Consider the following 14,815-nt stretch of genomic DNA (forward strand, 5'->3'; position numbering starts at 1 on the left):
TTTACACAGGATTCAATGGTAAACACTATGTCAGAGACACCTGCATCGTCTGAAAAAGCAGAATTCAACCGCCTCTGGTGGCATAGCCGTAGAGGCATGCTGGAGCTGGACAACCTTCTGATTCCCTTCATGGAAGAGGCCTTCCGCGATCTGGACGCTGAAGACCAGGCCCGCTACAAAAAACTGCTCACCTGCGAAGACAACGACATGTTTGAGTGGTTCATGCAACGCAGCCGCCCGGCAGATCCCGATCTTCAACGCATGGTCGATATCATTCTGAAACGTGTCCAGCCGGATTGAGCTAACGCTCACGCCCTCCCTGCTGGTCGGCCTGCTTGCGGTGCTGCCATGGGTTTTACTGCTGGCTTTCTTGTTGATGGCGCTGCTGGCAGGCAAATTCTGGCTTCTCGTTGCAATCCCCATTGCACTGTGGGGCGCCGCCCTGCAATATCGATCAAACGGGTTACTTCTGGGCGGTGGTTCCGTGCGTAGTCTCCTGATCGAACACGATAAAATGTATGCCAGAATCGGAGACAATCAGAGGGTAGAGGTTATTCCACTTGCCTCCAGCCGGATCTGGTCAGGCCTGGCACTCTTGAAACTTCGACCTGCAGGCACCAGATTCCGCTCATACACTTCACTCCTGCTGGCACCAGTACCCCGAAACCCGGGCAATGTTCCGGCGGAGGATTTCCGTCGTCTAAGGGTCTGGCTCAGACTGGGCCGCCCCCGGCGATCATCTCACTGATTCAATGACCTGGAGTACGCCATGACCAACACAGACGCTTCTGTATCTGCCGTTGCAGAGTATCCCCTGCCGGACAACGGTTGGGCGGATCTCGACAACCGCGTGGTTGTATGCGTCAGCGGCCCGGGCACCGACAAGTTTCTTCAGGGCCAGTTCAGCCAGAACCTCGATGAGGTAATCCCGGAGCATTCACCGCGCGCGGCCGCAGCAACGCCCAAGGGGCGTGCCTACTGCCTCACACGTATGGTCCGTTCAGGCGATGATATCCTGATGGACTTTCCCGCCGAACTCGCTGACGACATCATCAGCCACTTGCGCAAATATCTGATGCTGTTTCGTGGAACCACCATGGAGGTGGTGCAGGAGACGAAGATTATAGGGATTCTGGGCAACGGCATGGCAGAAACGCTCGCCGGAAAGCCACTGGATTCTCTGAAAGAGCCCGGGGACGCCTGCACACTCCCTGACGGCATCCTCGTGAAGACGCAATCGACAGCCGAGGGCACGCCCCGCTTCGAGTTCTGGCACACTAAAGAGGGCGAAGCAGCACTTCCCGCCAGCGCCCGTATGTCGGCGGCCGACTGGCAGGCCTCCGAAATCGCAGCGGGCGTCGCCTCCCTGACCACCGCCACACAAGAGTCCTTCGTGCCACAGATGCTGAACTGGCAGCATGTGGGCGGCGTGCATTTCAAGAAAGGCTGCTACACGGGTCAGGAAGTGATTGCCCGCATGCACTTCCTCGGGCAATTGAAAAAGAGCCTTTTCCGCTTCCGTATTGAACAGTCAGAAGACTTGCCAACCCCCGGAACCGCTTTGTTTGCTGGCGAGCGGTCAGTCGGAGAAGTGGTCAACGCGATCAAATACCGCGACGGCAGCGTTGAATTACTTGCGGTGGTTCGCCACGATGCCGCTGAAAACGCCTTGCATCCGGAGAGCCTGTCACAGGTGACGCTGGAGCCAATGCCACTGCCCTACCCGGTGCCCGAAAGGGAAAAAAGCGCACAATCAGATACATAAGTTGACAGGCAAACGCGCCAGAATTTGCTATTTTGCTATGTAATAGCTCACATGTTTGATTATTCCGGCAGGGCCATCAGCCGGAACCTACACGCGGACCTCTACTGACCATGTCGAATATTGTCGAAACCATCAAAGCCGATCTCAACGCTGCCATCGAAAACGATAAGCTGGTGCTGCCCACCCTTCCGGAGGTGGCCCTTCAGGTAAGAGATATTGCGCAATCCGAGGATTCTTCAATCGCCGATCTGGTCAAGGTCATCAGCAATGACACGGCGCTTTCCGCACGCATCATCCGGGTAACCAACAGCCCGCTGTTTCGCGGCAGTCGTGCCATCGAAAACCTGAATATGGCGGTCAGCCGACTGGGCATGGCCTACACCAGCAACCTGGCCATGGGCCTGGCCATGGAGCAGATGTTCCAGGCCACGTCCGACATGATCGACAAGCGCATGCGCGCCACCTGGCAGACCAGTACCGAAGTCGCCGGCGTGTGCCATGTTCTGGCGCAACACTACACGAAACTCAAGCCCGACCAGGCTACCCTTGCAGGTCTGGTGCATCTGATCGGTGTGCTACCCATCCTGCGGTATGTGGAAGATCAGGATATCCAGATCAGCAGTATCATGCTGGACAATGTGGTCGATGAGCTGCATCCAAAGATCGGGGCGACCATCCTCAAGAAGTGGGATTTCCCGAAAGAGCTCCAGAACGTTCCCCTGGAATACGCCAACTTCAACCGGGAAGTTCCAACGGCCGACTATGCGGATCTGGTGATGGTGGCCAATCTGCAGCTGGTTGCGGGGTCAGAGCACCCCTGGAATGAAATGGACTGGACGAAGATTTCGGCGTTTGATCGCCTTGGGTTGGATCCGAATATCGATATGAGCGAGGAAGAGGATCTGAACGCTCAGATGGAAGCGGCTATGGCGCTGCTTCAGTAATTTTTTGCCTCTGGGAGTTTGGCCGCCCGTCTTCAGGATGGGGTCAGGCTCCCAAAACACGCTGTGAATACTTCCCTGTACGCTCGGCTCCGCCATCCATGGCTCCGCACGGTTTTGGGAGCCTGACCCCATCCCGAAGACTACTTGCGGGCATGCCCTCAGCTCTTCTTGTATCTCTCGATCAGCTCAGCTTTGCTTGGCAGCGCCCAGTTTACCGTGGGCTTTCCGTGCTGTTGCAACCAGTCGTTGGCCTTTGAGAAGTGCTTGCAACCGAAGAAACCCCGGTAAGCGCTCAGTGGCGAGGGGTGGGGGCCGTCGAGGACCAGATGTTTGTTGCGGTCGATGTGCTGGCCTTTCTTTTTGGCGTAGCTGCCCCAGAGCAGAAAGACCACGCCTTCCCGTTCGCGGTTGATGGTTTCGATGACCTTGTCGGTGAAGGTTTCCCAGCCTTTACCCTGGTGGGCGCCGGCCTGGCCCTGTACGACGGTGAGTACGCTGTTCAGCAGCAATACGCCCTGCTCTGCCCAGGGCTGCAGGCAGCCGTGGTCGGGGGGAGCGATGCCAAGGTCGTCCTGGATTTCTTTGAAGATGTTTACCAGAGACGGCGGGATGGCCACGTTCGGGCGTACGGAGAAGCACAGGCCGTGGGCCTGGCCGGGGCCGTGGTAGGGGTCTTGTCCGAGAATAACGACCCTTACGTTATCCAGGGGCGTGCTGTTGAGGGCGTTGAAGCAGTGTTGGCTCGCGGGGAACAGGACTTTGCCGGCCTGTTCCTCGGCGGCGAGGAATTCCGCCAGGCCCTGCATGTAGGGCTGGCGGAACTCTTCCGCGAGATGATCTTTCCAGCCCCGGTCGGGCCTGAGCTGGCTGGCCAGTACCTCAACCGGGCTCATGGATCAGTCCTCGTCTTTCCGGCTTTCCGCCTTGTGCTCCGGGCGCATGGCCGGGAACAGGATAACGTCGCGAATTGACGGCGAATTGGTCAGCAGCATGGCCAGGCGGTCGATACCAATGCCTTCACCAGCGGTAGGCGGCAGGCCGTATTCGAGGGCCATCACGTAGTCTTCGTCGTAGAACATGGCCTCGTCATCGCCGGCGTCTTTCTCGGCAACCTGGGCCTGGAAGCGCTCGGCCTGGTCCTCGGCGTCGTTCAGCTCCGAGAAGCCATTGGCGATTTCGCGGCCGCCCACGAAGAACTCGAAGCGTTCGGTGACGAACGGATTGCTGTCTTTGCAGCGCGCCAGGGGCGACACTTCTTTCGGGTACTCGGTGATAAACGTCGGTTGCATCAGGCGATGCTCTGCCGTCGCCTCGAAGATCTCGATCTGGACCTTGCCCAGGCCCCAGCCTTCCTTGAGGTGAATACCCAGATCTTTGGCAACCTGACGGGCACTGGCGTCGTCCGCCAGCTGCTCGGGCTTGATATCCGGGTTGTAGCGCAGGATGGCATCGACCACGGTCAGGCGCTCGAAGGTTTTGCCGAAATCGTACTCAACGGTCTCTTCGCTGCCATCTGCCAGGGTTCGGCTGTTTACCACCGTGGTCGTGCCCAGCACTTTCTGGGTAATGGTGCGCAGCATGTCCTCGGTGAGATCCATCAGGTCGTTGTAGTCAGCGTATGCCTGATAAAACTCCACCATGGTGAACTCTGGATTATGACGGGTGGAAAGCCCCTCGTTCCGGAAGTTCCGGTTGATCTCGAACACCCGCTCAAAGCCGCCAACGACGAGGCGCTTCAGGAACAATTCCGGGGCAATACGCAGGTACATGTCGATACCCAGCGCGTTATGGTGGGTCACGAAGGGCCGCGCCGTGGCGCCGCCAGGAATCACCTGCAGCATCGGCGTCTCCACTTCCATGAAGTCCCGATCGGTGAAATACTGACGCATGGCGCTGATGATCTTCGAGCGCGCATAGAACACCCGACGGCTGTCCTCGTTGACCATCAGATCGACGTAGCGGTGGCGGTAACGGGCTTCCGTATCGGTCAGGCCCTTGTGCTTTTCAGGCAACGGGCGCAGGGACTTGGTGAGCAACACGTACTCGTCCATGGTCACGTACAGATCGCCCTTACCTGATTTGGACAGGGTGCCTCGCACGCCCACGATGTCCCCCAGATCCCAGTGCTTGGTGTCTTTCTGGACATCCTTGGACGCGTAGATCTGGATCCGGCCAGTCATGTCCTGGACCACCTTGAATGCCTTGCGATCGAGCATCATGCGGCCGGCAATGGCCACCTTGATACCGAGGGACTCCAGCTCTTCCTTGGTTTTTTCACCGTATTTCGCCTGCAGTTCGGCGGCGGTGGCGTCACGACGAAAGTCGTTCGGGAAGGCGTTGCCCTGGTCGCGCATTTCTGACAGTTTGGCGCGGCGCTCGGCAATCAGCTTGTTGTCCTCATGCGGTGCGGCATTCTGAGTTTGATCAGTCATTTTGGCTCACTAGGAATCGGGTTGTCCGGGTTAGCGTGGCAAAGGCGCTGGTTACAGCGCCATCTTCAGGCTGGCTTCGATGAACTTGTCAATGTCACCGTCCAGCACCGACTGGGTATTACTGGTTTCTACCTTGGTGCGCAGGTCCTTGATACGGCTGTCGTCCAGAACGTAGGAGCGGATCTGGCTGCCCCAACCGATGTCGGCCTTGGCGTCCTCGGCTTTCTGTTTCTCGGCGTTGCGCTCCTGCATCTCACGCTCAAACAGCTTCGCCTTGAGCTGTTTCATGGCCTGGTCCTTGTTCTGATGCTGGCTTCGACCAGCCTGACAGGCCACGACAATACCGGTGGGATTGTGCGTCAGACGCACCGCCGACTCGGTCCGGTTAACGTGCTGACCACCGGCGCCGGAGGCACGGTAAACATCCACCCGAAGATCCGCCGGATTGATTTCAATTTCGAAGCTATCATCCACTTCCGGTGACACAAACACGGAAGAGAAAGACGTATGCCGACGGTTGCCGGAATCGAACGGTGACTTACGCACCAGACGGTGAACGCCGGTTTCGGTACGCAGCCAGCCATAGGCATAATCGCCCTGGATGTGAATGGTGGCACTCTTGATGCCCGCCACTTCGCCCTCCATCAGCTCGACTATCTCGGCCTTGAAGCCCCGGCGCTCGGCCCAGCGCAGATACATGCGCAGAAGCATGTTGGCCCAGTCCTGGGCTTCGGTGCCACCGGAACCGGCCTGTATGTCCAGATAGGCGTTGTTGGCGTCCATTTCGCCGGAGAACATGCGGCGGAATTCAAGCTTCTCGAGCTCTTTATCAAGACCCTCAAGATCTGACTCGATCTCGGCAACGGTGCCCTCGTCCTCTTCTTCTGCAGCAATATCCAGCAGGCCCTCGGCGTCTTCCAGGCCGGAGGTGAGGTTGTCGATGGTCTTGACGATCAGCTCAAGATCCGCGCGCTCTTTGCCCAGGGCCTGTGCCCGCTCCGGGTCGTCCCAGACGCTTGGCTGCTCCAGTTCGCGCTCAACTTCGATCAGTCGTTCACTACGCTGATCGTAGTCAAAGATACCCCCTGAGCGCTTCAGTGCGCTCACGAAGCTCTTTAATCTTCGTCACAATGGGATTGATTTCCATGAAACCCTTACTCGCTCTAGAAAATGGAGAGTAAAAACAGAGGCGGGATTCTACCGGAAATCGGTTTGTAAATCAGCCTGCGGGTTTCCGTGAATCAGGCAAGAGGCTCGAGGTAATCCACCAGAAGCTGGAGATTGGTGCGCCCCCGGAAGGTATTGGCATCCGGCTTGTAAACCACTCGAGCACCGGTGCGCGTGTAATCAGGCACTTCCGGCCCGGTATTGAAGGCAATACCGTCGATGATCCCGCCGCCTTCGATAGGTTGCAACACCAATTTCAGATGGTTTTCGCCGACTATCCGCTGGCTGACCACCCGGAACTCGCCGTCGAACAGTGGCTCCGGGAAATGCTGTCCCCATGGGCCGGCCCGCTTGAGCAGCGCAGCGGTGTCCAACGACAGTTCATTTGCGCCCAGAGGCCCATCGGTTGTGATCGCCGCCTCCAGATCCTCGGCCGAGAGGGTGTCTCGAACGGCGCGATCGAAGGCCTCGGAAAAGGCATCCAGATCATCCCTGGCGAGGGTCATGCCCGCAGCCATCGCGTGACCGCCAAACTTTTTCATGATCCCTGGATGACGTGAGTCGACCACGGCAAGCACATCCCGGATATGAAGCCCGGGAATGGAGCGAGCAGAACCCTTGATGTCTACGCCGTTTTCGTCCGGCGCAAAGGCAATGGTCGGCCTATGGGTCTGCTCACGGATACGGGCAGCCAGGATTCCGATAACGCCCTGGTGCCAATCGGTATCGAAAAGCGCAAGACCCCAGGGCAGTCCATCCAGATCCAGCGACATTGAAGACAGCAGATCCTGGGCCTGGGCTTTCATGTCCTTTTCGATGGTCCGGCGTTCACGATTGAAGGTGTCCAATTCCCGGGCCAGTCGGCGAGCCTCGTCCAGACTGTCTGCCAGCAGGCAGGCAATCCCGATACTCATGTCATCAAGCCGGCCCGCGGCATTCAGGCGAGGACCAACCACAAATCCGAGGTCGGTTGAGCTGATCGCCGTGTGGTCCCGACCCGCGACTTCCAGCAGCGCCAGGATACCGGGACGGGCCTCACCCTGGCGTATCCGGCGCAGGCCCTGCTCCACGAAGATCCGGTTGTTGTGGTCCAGAGGTACCACATCAGCCACGGTACCGAGCGCCACGAGGTCCAGCAGGCACCCCAGGTTAGGCTCGGGATCAGGCAGGCGATTGGTTTCCCGGAGCTGCTTACGCAACGCTGTGAGCACGTAAAACATGACGCCAACACCGGCGGCGTTCTTGCTCAGGAAAGGACAACCCGGTTGGTTTGGATTGACGATGGCATCGGCATCCGGAAGCTCTTCGCCGGCCAGGTGGTGATCGGTCACCACCACTTTCACGCCAAATTCCTTGGCCGCTCGAACACCTTCAACCGCGGATATGCCGTTATCAACGGTGACCATCAGGTCCGGGAGCTGACCCTCGTCGCGCAGGCGCTCAATAATACCCGGCGTCAGGCCGTAGCCATCGGCAAATCGGCTGGGCACGCGAAAATCGATACTCTGCAGACCCAGCATGGAGAGTCCAAGCATGGCAACGGCTGTACTGGTAGCACCATCGGCGTCGAAATCGCCGAGCACAAGCACCCGCTGTTGCTGATCGATAGCCTCGACAAGAAGCTCAACGGCCCGATCAATACCCCTCAGAGACAGGGGTGAAGCCAGGTGCTTCAGGGTGTAGCTCAGCTGCTCATCAGAGGTAACGCCACGGGCAGCGTAGAGGCGGCGAAGCAAGGGAGGCAGGTTTTGCCCCCAGTCCGAAAGGGTATCGGGCTGGGGGCGACGCAGGATCTTTTTTGGTGTCATACCCGATCAGGCGTTTTTCCAGTGCTTGGCAATGAATGCCTGCACACCGTCGATATTGTTATCCAATACGGTATAGCGCTCTTCCCGCTCGAACAGGTCGGCCATATGCGCCGGCAGCGGCGGCTCTACACTGACGCCGGATTCTGCCACGGCATCCGGGAACTTGGCCGGGTGTGCAGTACCCAGGGTAATCATTGGCACCGCCTGATCACGGCGGCAGTTGCGCGCTGCACGGACGCCGATGGCGGTGTGAGGATCCAGCAGATACTCGTTCTGCTCGTAGATCTCACGAATGGTGTCGCAGGTGGCCTTGTCGTCCACCGCATCGCTGTCAAAAAGCTTGCGCGCATGCTTCCAGCGATAGGCCTCGATACTGACGGGCCCCTTCGCAGCATTTTCCAACAGGGTTTTCACCGCCAGCCCGTCCCGGCCATGGAGATCAAATAGCAGGCGCTCAAAATTGCTGGATACCATGATATCCATACTCGGAGACAGGGTGTGTTCCAGTTGGTGCTGCTCGTATTTGTTGCCACTCATGAAGCGATGCAGAATATCGTTACGGTTGGTCGCAATGACCAGCTGGGAGATTGGCAGCCCCATCTTCTTGGCAAGGTAGCCGGCAAAGATATCGCCGAAGTTCCCGGTGGGCACGGAAAACGCCATGCTCCGATCCGGACCGCCCAGTGCCAGGGAGGCATGGAAGTAGTAGACGATCTGGGCCATGATCCGGGCCCAGTTGATGGAGTTGACGGCTGCCAGCTGGGTTTTGCCGCCCAGGAACGACTGGTTGCCGAAACTCTCCTTCACCATGCGCTGGCAGTCGTCGAAGTTGCCACGCACCGCAATGTTGTGGATGTTCTCACCCTGGACGGTGGTCATCTGACGGCGCTGAACCTCTGACACCCGCTGGTAGGGGTGCAGAATGAAAATATCCACGTGCTCGCACCGGCGACAACCCTCGATGGCAGCCGAGCCGGTGTCACCGGAGGTCGCTCCCATGATAACCACGTGCTGCTTGCGCTTTTCCAGAACATAGTCGAGGAGACGCCCTAACAGCTGGAGGGCGAAATCCTTGAACGCCAGCGTCGGGCCGCGGAAAAGCTCCATCACCCACTCGTTGGTATCCAGTTGAACCAATGGGGCCACGGCCTTGTGGGCGAAGACCGAGTAAGTCTCGTCCAGCATCTTGCGGAAATCATCCGCAGGGATAGCGTCATCCACGAACGGGTGCATGACGTTGAACGCCAGCTCACTGTACGAAAGCCCGCGCCAGCTCCGGATTTCTTCCAGATCAAAATGTGGCAGGGATTCAGGAACATAGAGGCCGCCGTCTGTCGCCAGACCGGTCAGCAAAACATCCTCAAAGCCCAGTGCGGGCGCTTCACCCCGCGTACTGATGTATCTCACGTTCGTACCTGTCAGTTGAAGTTTTCAGCGCGGATGCGGACAACATGGCCATCGGTGTCGGACAGAGCTTCCAACTCTTCGATCGCACGGTTGATCTGGCGCTCCTGAACGGTGTGGGTCAGGATGATCACCGGAATACGTCCGTCCTTCAGCTCGGATTCCTTCTGCATGATCGACTCGATATTGATGCCATGCTCACTCAGGATGGAGGCAATCTTGGCGAGCACACCAGGACGATCCAGAGCGGTAATGCGAAGATAGTAGGCAGACTGGATGTCCTCCATGGGCAATACATCCAGGTCTTCCATGGCCTCCGGTGAGAAGCCGAGATAGGGCACGCGAAGTTTGCTTTCTGTCGAAACGGCACGGGCCACATCCACGATATCCGCAATAACAGCCGACCCGGTTGCCTCATCCCCCGCTCCGGGACCGTAATACATGGTCTGGCCAACGGCATCGCCATCCACCAGAACCGCGTTCAGAACACCATCAACCTGGGCAATCAGATGACTCTGGGGTACCAGGGTCGGATGCACACGCAGCTCGATGCCATCATCGCGGCGACGGGCAATGCCGAGGTGCTTGATGCGATAACCCAGCAATTCGGCGTGAGCAATGTCATAGGGCGTAATTTTCGAAATGCCTTCGGTGAAGCCTTTCTCGAACTGAAGCGGCACGCCAAACCCGGCCGATGCCAGTATGGTCAGCTTGTGGGCAGCATCAATGCCTTCCACATCAAAGGTCGGATCTGCTTCGGCATACCCAAGATCCTGGGCTTCCTTGAGAACCTCGGAAAATTCCCGACCGGCACGCATTTCGGTCAGGATGTAGTTCCCGGTGCCATTGATGATGCCGGCTATCCAGTCAATTCGGTTTGCCGCCATACCTTCACGAACAGCCTTGATGACCGGGATACCGCCGGCTACACCCGCCTCGTAAGCCACCACAACACCAGCCTTCTCGGCGGCCTCAAAGATTTCGTTGCCGTGGACGGCAATCAGGGCCTTGTTCGCGGTAACCACGTGCTTGCCGTTGCGGATTGCCGCCAGCACCAACTCTTTGGCCGCATCATAACCACCGATGAGCTCGACCACGATATCCACGTCGGGATCGTTCACCACGTCGTAAATGTCGGTGCTGAAGGGCACATCGCCGAGGTCCATATCCTCGCGAGCCCGGCGACTGGCAACCCGGGTAATCCGGATATTGCATCCGGCCCGACCGGCAATCAGCCTGGCGTTGCGGGTCAAGACATTAAAGGTACCGCCGCCGACGGTTCCCAATCCGCAGATTCCGACACTGACGTCTTTCAAACTCTCACCTCTGATCCCGAAGGGGTGCTGATGAATTATATTAGGCGGGCATAGTATACCGATTCAGGCCTCACTGAATAAGCCCTGAATCGGATCCTTCGAAAATACCGCGTAACGCACCTCATACGATAGGTGCGCCAGGATTTCAGAGCAGCCCGAGGCCTTCGGCCAGACGCTGGGCCGGGACATAGCCACGAACCATGTTGCCATCTTCCAGAACAATGGCGGGTGTCCCTGTGACCCCTACCCGGCCACCAAGCTCATACTGCTCGCCCACCGGATTTTCGCAACTTGCGTCGGGTACTGAGCGGCCGGCCTTGGCTGCGTCCATGGCCGCCTGTTGATCATCAGCACACCAGACCGACTCATACTTTTTGAAAGACGCTGTATTGGGGCCGGACCGGGGAAACGCGTAGTAATTGACGGTAATGCCATAGTCATTCAACTGCGGCACCTCGTCATGCAGCTTCCGACAGTAAGGGCAATCGATATCAGTAAACACGTTTACCACGGCCTTTTCGTTTTTGGCCGGGAAGCTTATAAGCCCCTTGTTACCATAGTCCGCCATCATTTCGCGACGGGCCTCCGTGCGGGCGGCTTCGGTGACATTGGCAATGCCCTGATCGGTAATCTTGAGAAGATCTCCCGTCATCAGGTACTGGCCATCCTCGGTCGCGTAGATAGTGTCGCCATTGTTGCTCTGAACCTCATAGAGGCCCTTCGCTTCAGATTCTTTTACCGACACCACCTCAAGGCCGGGAACGGCCTGGGTCAGACGCTCGGAAATCCGGTCTTCCACTTCACCGGCACTGACGCTGGCCGCGCCAAAGGCACCCAGGACAACCCCAAGCGCCACAACCACATGTTTCATATTCATTCTGGCAAACAACCTTTTCCAGTAAGCAGTTAAACAACCCGGGCAGTATTGGCACAGGCCGGGAATCAATTCAATGCGACAAATACACAAAAAGAAAGTTCACCCCCCCCAATCGCGGAACAGCCCCACTGCTAGCCCCTGGGATGGTGAGCCTGGTGCAGCGAGTGCAATCGCTGACGAGCCACATGGGTGTATATCTGGGTTGTGGACAGGTCAGAGTGGCCCAGCAGCATCTGCACCACACGCAGGTCCGCACCATGGTTAAGGAGGTGCGTGGCAAAGGCATGCCTGAGCGTATGAGGCGACAGGTGTTTGCGAATACCCACTCGAACCGCGTAGTGCTTTATACGATGCCAGAAAGTCTGACGAGTCATCGCCGCAGCACGATTGCCCGGGAACAGCGCATCGCAGGATCGCCCTTTAAGGAGTTCCGGCCGCCCTTCCTTCATATACTGAAGCAACCATTCCACTGCCTCTTCACCCAGGGGGACCAACCTCTCCTTGTCACCCTTGCCGGTGATCCGAACTACACCCTGGCGAAGGTTTACCTGATCAACCCGCAACTCGGTCAGCTCCGAGACCCGCAGACCGCAACCGTAGAGTATTTCCAGCATGGCCTTGTCCCTGAGCTCAATGGCAATTCCGGGGTCCGGCTCGGAAAGCAGCGCATCCACCTCGTCCTCGGTCAGCGAGTCGGGGAGACGCCGAGGCAGCCTGGGACTGTCAATCCGCAGGGTCGGGTCTTCAGTTATCAGGCCTTCTCGCAGCAGAAACCGATAAAACCGTCGGAGCCCGGACAACCGCCTGGCCGCCGTGGAGCTCTTGACGCCCTGCGAGAGGCCACTGGACATCCACGCCAGCAAGTCGGTTCTGCGAACATCCTTGAGCACCGGCTTGCCAGGCTGACTTTCGAGCCATTCCGACAACCGCAACAGATCGCTCCGGTAAGCCTGCCGGGTTTTTTCGCCCAGTCCGTCCTCCAGCCAGATGGCATCAACAAACCTGACGATCACCGATTCATCTTCTGCTCTCATGGCAAGTTCCCAGACTGCACAGATCCCACAACACACCAAGAATACCGAAACCTCAGACACAAAAAAGGCAGCCCTCGGCTGCCCTTTTCTGACTGCTGTTCAGCGCACTGCTGATCAGCCCAGCTTTTCCTTGATACGAGCCGCCTTGCCAGACAGGTCGCGCAGGTAGTAAAGCTTGGCTTGGCGAACATCGCCACGACGCTTCACGCTGATGCTTTCGATCAGCTTGGAGAAGCTCTGGAAAGTACGCTCAACACCAACACCGTAGGAGATCTTACGCACGGTGAAAGAGGAGTTCATGCCACGGTTACGCTTGCCGATGACGACACCTTCGAACGCCTGAAGACGCTCACGGTTACCCTCGGTTACGCGAACCTGAACGACCACGGTGTCACCCGGCGCAAACGCGGGGATTTCCTTGGTCATCTGTTCTGCTTCAAGTTGACTGATGATGTTGTTCTTGCCGCTCATCGTAATGCTCCTGATACCCAATCTGTTAATGCCCTGATTATTCAGAGGCACCCGGTTCGTTCAAAATCTCTTCCAGCAGCTCACGCTCTTCGTCCGTAAACACCCGCTTTTCCAGCAGGTCGGGGCGTCGCTCCCGGGTTCGCCTCAGCGACTGCTTGAGCCGCCAACGCCGGATCTGATCATGGTGACCGCCCAATAAAACATCCGGCACCGCCTGACCTTCGTAAACCTCGGGCCGGGTGTAGTGCGGACAATCCAGCAAACCGTCGGCGAAAGAATCCTGCTCTGCCGACTGCGCATGACCCAGCGCTCCGGGGATGAGGCGTGTAACCGCATCGATAACAGCCATCGCTGCCAGTTCGCCACCGGACAGCACAAAATCGCCCAGTGACACTTCCCGATCGACTTCCGTCGCTATCAGGCGCTCATCAACACCCTCGTACCGGCCCGCCACCAGAATCAGTTGCTGTTCTGCCGCGAGCGACTCGACAACAGACTGGTTCAGCGTCTCACCCTGAGGCGACAGGTAAACCACACAGGGGTTTCCGGGTGCCGATTCCCGTGCCGCATGGATTGCGTCCCTCAGGGGCTGAATTTTCATCAGCATGCCCGGGCCGCCACCATAGGGCCGGTCATCTACCGTGCGATGCCGGTCCTGGGTGAATTCACGGGGATTCCAGGTTCGAAAGGTCAGCAGACCATCCCGAACCGCTCGCCCTGTGATCCCGTAATCCGTCACCGCACCGAACATCTCCGGGAACAGACTGACTGCGCCAATCCACACCCGTCAGAACTCCGGATCCCAGTCCACCACCATTTGCTTTGCGGCGAGATCAACACTCTGCACCACTTCGCCCGGCAGATAGGGGATCAGACGCTCACGTTGATCAATGGAGCCTGCTGTTGCCTGCACCACCAGAACATCGTTGGATCCGGTTTCCATCAGATGGTGCACTTTACCAAGGCACTCATCATCCACCGTGAATACATCAAGACCTTCCAACTGAAACCAGTAGTACTCCCCATCGGGAAGCGGCGGCAATTCAGCAGTGGAAACCCTGACTTCGGCACCACAATACGTGCGGGCCAGATCACGGTCGTTAATACCTTTAAGCCTGACGACGATCCCCTGCCCTTGGCGGCGACCTTCCTCAAGCTTGGCCGGAATACGCTTGCCATCCAGATCAAGAGTCCAATCGGGATAGTTCAGTATTCCTTCCTTGGGGTCTGTGTAGGAAAAGACTTTAAGCCATCCTTTGACCCCAAACACCGAGGTAATCCGGCCGATCACAGTTTCCTGCGAATTCTGTGTCATGCCATAAACCCCGGTGTCAGTACTGTCTTACCCAGCAGCCTTCAGCAGCTGTGCAACGCGCTCGCTGGTCTGCGCGCCCTGACCGAGCCAGAAATTGACACGATCACGATCAACGCGAAGACTCTCTTCCTGACCACGGGCTACCGGGTTGAAGAAACCTACGCGCTCAATGAAACGACCGTCGCGGGATTTGCGGCTGTCGGTGACTGTCAGATGGTAGAACGGGCGCTTCTTGGAGCCGCCACGAGCCAAACGGATAATTACCATTTAACCAATATCCTG

General features: G+C 57.8%; 16 protein-coding genes. 4 read left to right on the forward strand and 12 right to left on the reverse strand.

Features of this window, described 5'->3' with window-relative positions; all coding sequences use genetic code 11:
• The first annotated feature begins 27 nt into the window (after nucleotides 1–27).
• From CFB02_RS10255 to CFB02_RS10270, 4 genes are all read left to right on the forward strand, one after another.
• Complete coding sequence (locus CFB02_RS10255; protein ID WP_014576278.1) at nucleotides 28–300, forward strand: succinate dehydrogenase assembly factor 2; 273 nt, start codon at nucleotides 28–30, stop codon at nucleotides 298–300.
• Nucleotides 284–748 (forward strand): hypothetical protein, encoded by a 465-nt coding sequence (locus CFB02_RS10260; RefSeq protein WP_088557933.1) that lies wholly within the window; start codon nucleotides 284–286, stop codon nucleotides 746–748. The genes CFB02_RS10255 and CFB02_RS10260 overlap by 17 nt, the downstream gene beginning before the upstream one ends.
• Nucleotides 749–769: 21 nt before the next feature.
• Nucleotides 770–1,765, forward strand: a complete 996-nt coding sequence (locus tag CFB02_RS10265) for a YgfZ/GcvT domain-containing protein (RefSeq protein WP_088557934.1) — start codon at nucleotides 770–772, stop codon at nucleotides 1,763–1,765.
• A gap of 110 nt (nucleotides 1,766–1,875) precedes the next feature.
• A complete protein-coding gene (locus CFB02_RS10270; protein ID WP_014576275.1) occupies nucleotides 1,876–2,709 on the forward strand; it encodes an HDOD domain-containing protein in 834 nt (277 codons plus the stop codon).
• A 158-nt stretch (nucleotides 2,710–2,867) separates the two neighbouring features.
• Here CFB02_RS10270 and ung read toward each other — a convergent pair whose 3' ends face one another.
• The 12 genes from ung to rpsP all read right to left on the reverse strand — a co-directional run bounded on the left by ung (nucleotide 2,868) and on the right by rpsP (nucleotide 14,800).
• Complete coding sequence (ung, locus tag CFB02_RS10275) at nucleotides 2,868–3,602, reverse strand: uracil-DNA glycosylase (RefSeq protein WP_088557935.1); 735 nt, start codon at nucleotides 3,600–3,602, stop codon at nucleotides 2,868–2,870.
• Between the two features lie 3 nt (nucleotides 3,603–3,605).
• Complete coding sequence (gene lysS, locus CFB02_RS10280; RefSeq protein WP_014576273.1) at nucleotides 3,606–5,141, reverse strand: lysine--tRNA ligase; 1,536 nt, start codon at nucleotides 5,139–5,141, stop codon at nucleotides 3,606–3,608.
• A 51-nt stretch (nucleotides 5,142–5,192) separates the two neighbouring features.
• Nucleotides 5,193–6,288, reverse strand: a protein-coding gene (gene prfB, locus CFB02_RS10285; protein WP_099045589.1) for a peptide chain release factor 2 whose coding sequence is annotated in 2 segments (ribosomal slippage) — nucleotides 5,193–6,215 and nucleotides 6,217–6,288 — 1,095 coding nt in all. Because the reading frame shifts where the segments join, the coding sequence is not laid out codon by codon here.
• Nucleotides 6,289–6,382: 94 nt separating this feature from the next.
• Nucleotides 6,383–8,116, reverse strand: coding sequence for a single-stranded-DNA-specific exonuclease RecJ (gene recJ / locus CFB02_RS10290; RefSeq protein ID WP_088557936.1), 1,734 nt, complete (start codon nucleotides 8,114–8,116; stop codon nucleotides 6,383–6,385).
• 6 nt (nucleotides 8,117–8,122) lie between these two features.
• Nucleotides 8,123–9,523 (reverse strand): threonine synthase, encoded by a 1,401-nt coding sequence (gene thrC, locus CFB02_RS10295; RefSeq protein ID WP_088557937.1) that lies wholly within the window; start codon nucleotides 9,521–9,523, stop codon nucleotides 8,123–8,125.
• Between the two features lie 11 nt (nucleotides 9,524–9,534).
• A complete protein-coding gene (locus CFB02_RS10300) occupies nucleotides 9,535–10,836 on the reverse strand; it encodes a homoserine dehydrogenase (RefSeq protein WP_088557938.1) in 1,302 nt (433 codons plus the stop codon).
• Between the two features lie 145 nt (nucleotides 10,837–10,981).
• Complete coding sequence (locus CFB02_RS10305) at nucleotides 10,982–11,713, reverse strand: DsbC family protein (RefSeq protein ID WP_088557939.1); 732 nt, start codon at nucleotides 11,711–11,713, stop codon at nucleotides 10,982–10,984.
• 131 nt (nucleotides 11,714–11,844) lie between these two features.
• Nucleotides 11,845–12,747, reverse strand: a complete 903-nt coding sequence (gene xerD, locus CFB02_RS10310; RefSeq protein WP_088557940.1) for a site-specific tyrosine recombinase XerD — start codon at nucleotides 12,745–12,747, stop codon at nucleotides 11,845–11,847.
• Nucleotides 12,748–12,861: 114 nt separating this feature from the next.
• On the reverse strand, nucleotides 12,862–13,218 hold the full coding sequence (rplS, locus tag CFB02_RS10315; RefSeq protein ID WP_008176237.1) for a 50S ribosomal protein L19: 357 nt from the start codon (nucleotides 13,216–13,218) through the stop codon (nucleotides 12,862–12,864).
• A 37-nt stretch (nucleotides 13,219–13,255) separates the two neighbouring features.
• A complete protein-coding gene (gene trmD / locus CFB02_RS10320) occupies nucleotides 13,256–14,002 on the reverse strand; it encodes a tRNA (guanosine(37)-N1)-methyltransferase TrmD (protein ID WP_008176240.1) in 747 nt (248 codons plus the stop codon).
• A 3-nt stretch (nucleotides 14,003–14,005) separates the two neighbouring features.
• Nucleotides 14,006–14,533, reverse strand: coding sequence for a ribosome maturation factor RimM (gene rimM, locus CFB02_RS10325; protein ID WP_008176242.1), 528 nt, complete (start codon nucleotides 14,531–14,533; stop codon nucleotides 14,006–14,008).
• A 27-nt stretch (nucleotides 14,534–14,560) separates the two neighbouring features.
• Complete coding sequence (gene rpsP / locus CFB02_RS10330) at nucleotides 14,561–14,800, reverse strand: 30S ribosomal protein S16 (RefSeq protein WP_008176245.1); 240 nt, start codon at nucleotides 14,798–14,800, stop codon at nucleotides 14,561–14,563.
• Nucleotides 14,801–14,815 lie beyond the last annotated feature (15 nt).

This window comes from Marinobacter sp. es.042, from assembly GCF_900188315.1.
Lineage (GTDB): Bacteria > Pseudomonadota > Gammaproteobacteria > Pseudomonadales > Oleiphilaceae > Marinobacter.

Bases quoted from the DNA above. Each gene is read 5' to 3' on its own strand.
- CFB02_RS10255 (WP_014576278.1), top strand. From the start codon at position 28: ATGTCAGAGACACCTGCATCGTCTGAAAAAGCAGAATTCAACCGCCTC.
- CFB02_RS10265 (WP_088557934.1), top strand. From the start codon at position 770: ATGACCAACACAGACGCTTCTGTATCTGCCGTTGCAGAGTATCCCCTG.
- CFB02_RS10270 (WP_014576275.1), top strand. From the start codon at position 1,876: ATGTCGAATATTGTCGAAACCATCAAAGCCGATCTCAACGCTGCCATC.
- ung (WP_088557935.1), bottom strand. From the start codon at position 3,602: ATGAGCCCGGTTGAGGTACTGGCCAGCCAGCTCAGGCCCGACCGGGGC.
- lysS (WP_014576273.1), bottom strand. From the start codon at position 5,141: ATGACTGATCAAACTCAGAATGCCGCACCGCATGAGGACAACAAGCTG.
- recJ (WP_088557936.1), bottom strand. From the start codon at position 8,116: ATGACACCAAAAAAGATCCTGCGTCGCCCCCAGCCCGATACCCTTTCG.
- CFB02_RS10305 (WP_088557939.1), bottom strand. From the start codon at position 11,713: ATGAATATGAAACATGTGGTTGTGGCGCTTGGGGTTGTCCTGGGTGCC.
- xerD (WP_088557940.1), bottom strand. From the start codon at position 12,747: ATGAGAGCAGAAGATGAATCGGTGATCGTCAGGTTTGTTGATGCCATC.
- rplS (WP_008176237.1), bottom strand. From the start codon at position 13,218: ATGAGCGGCAAGAACAACATCATCAGTCAACTTGAAGCAGAACAGATG.
- rimM (WP_008176242.1), bottom strand. From the start codon at position 14,533: ATGACACAGAATTCGCAGGAAACTGTGATCGGCCGGATTACCTCGGTG.
- rpsP (WP_008176245.1), bottom strand. From the start codon at position 14,800: ATGGTAATTATCCGTTTGGCTCGTGGCGGCTCCAAGAAGCGCCCGTTC.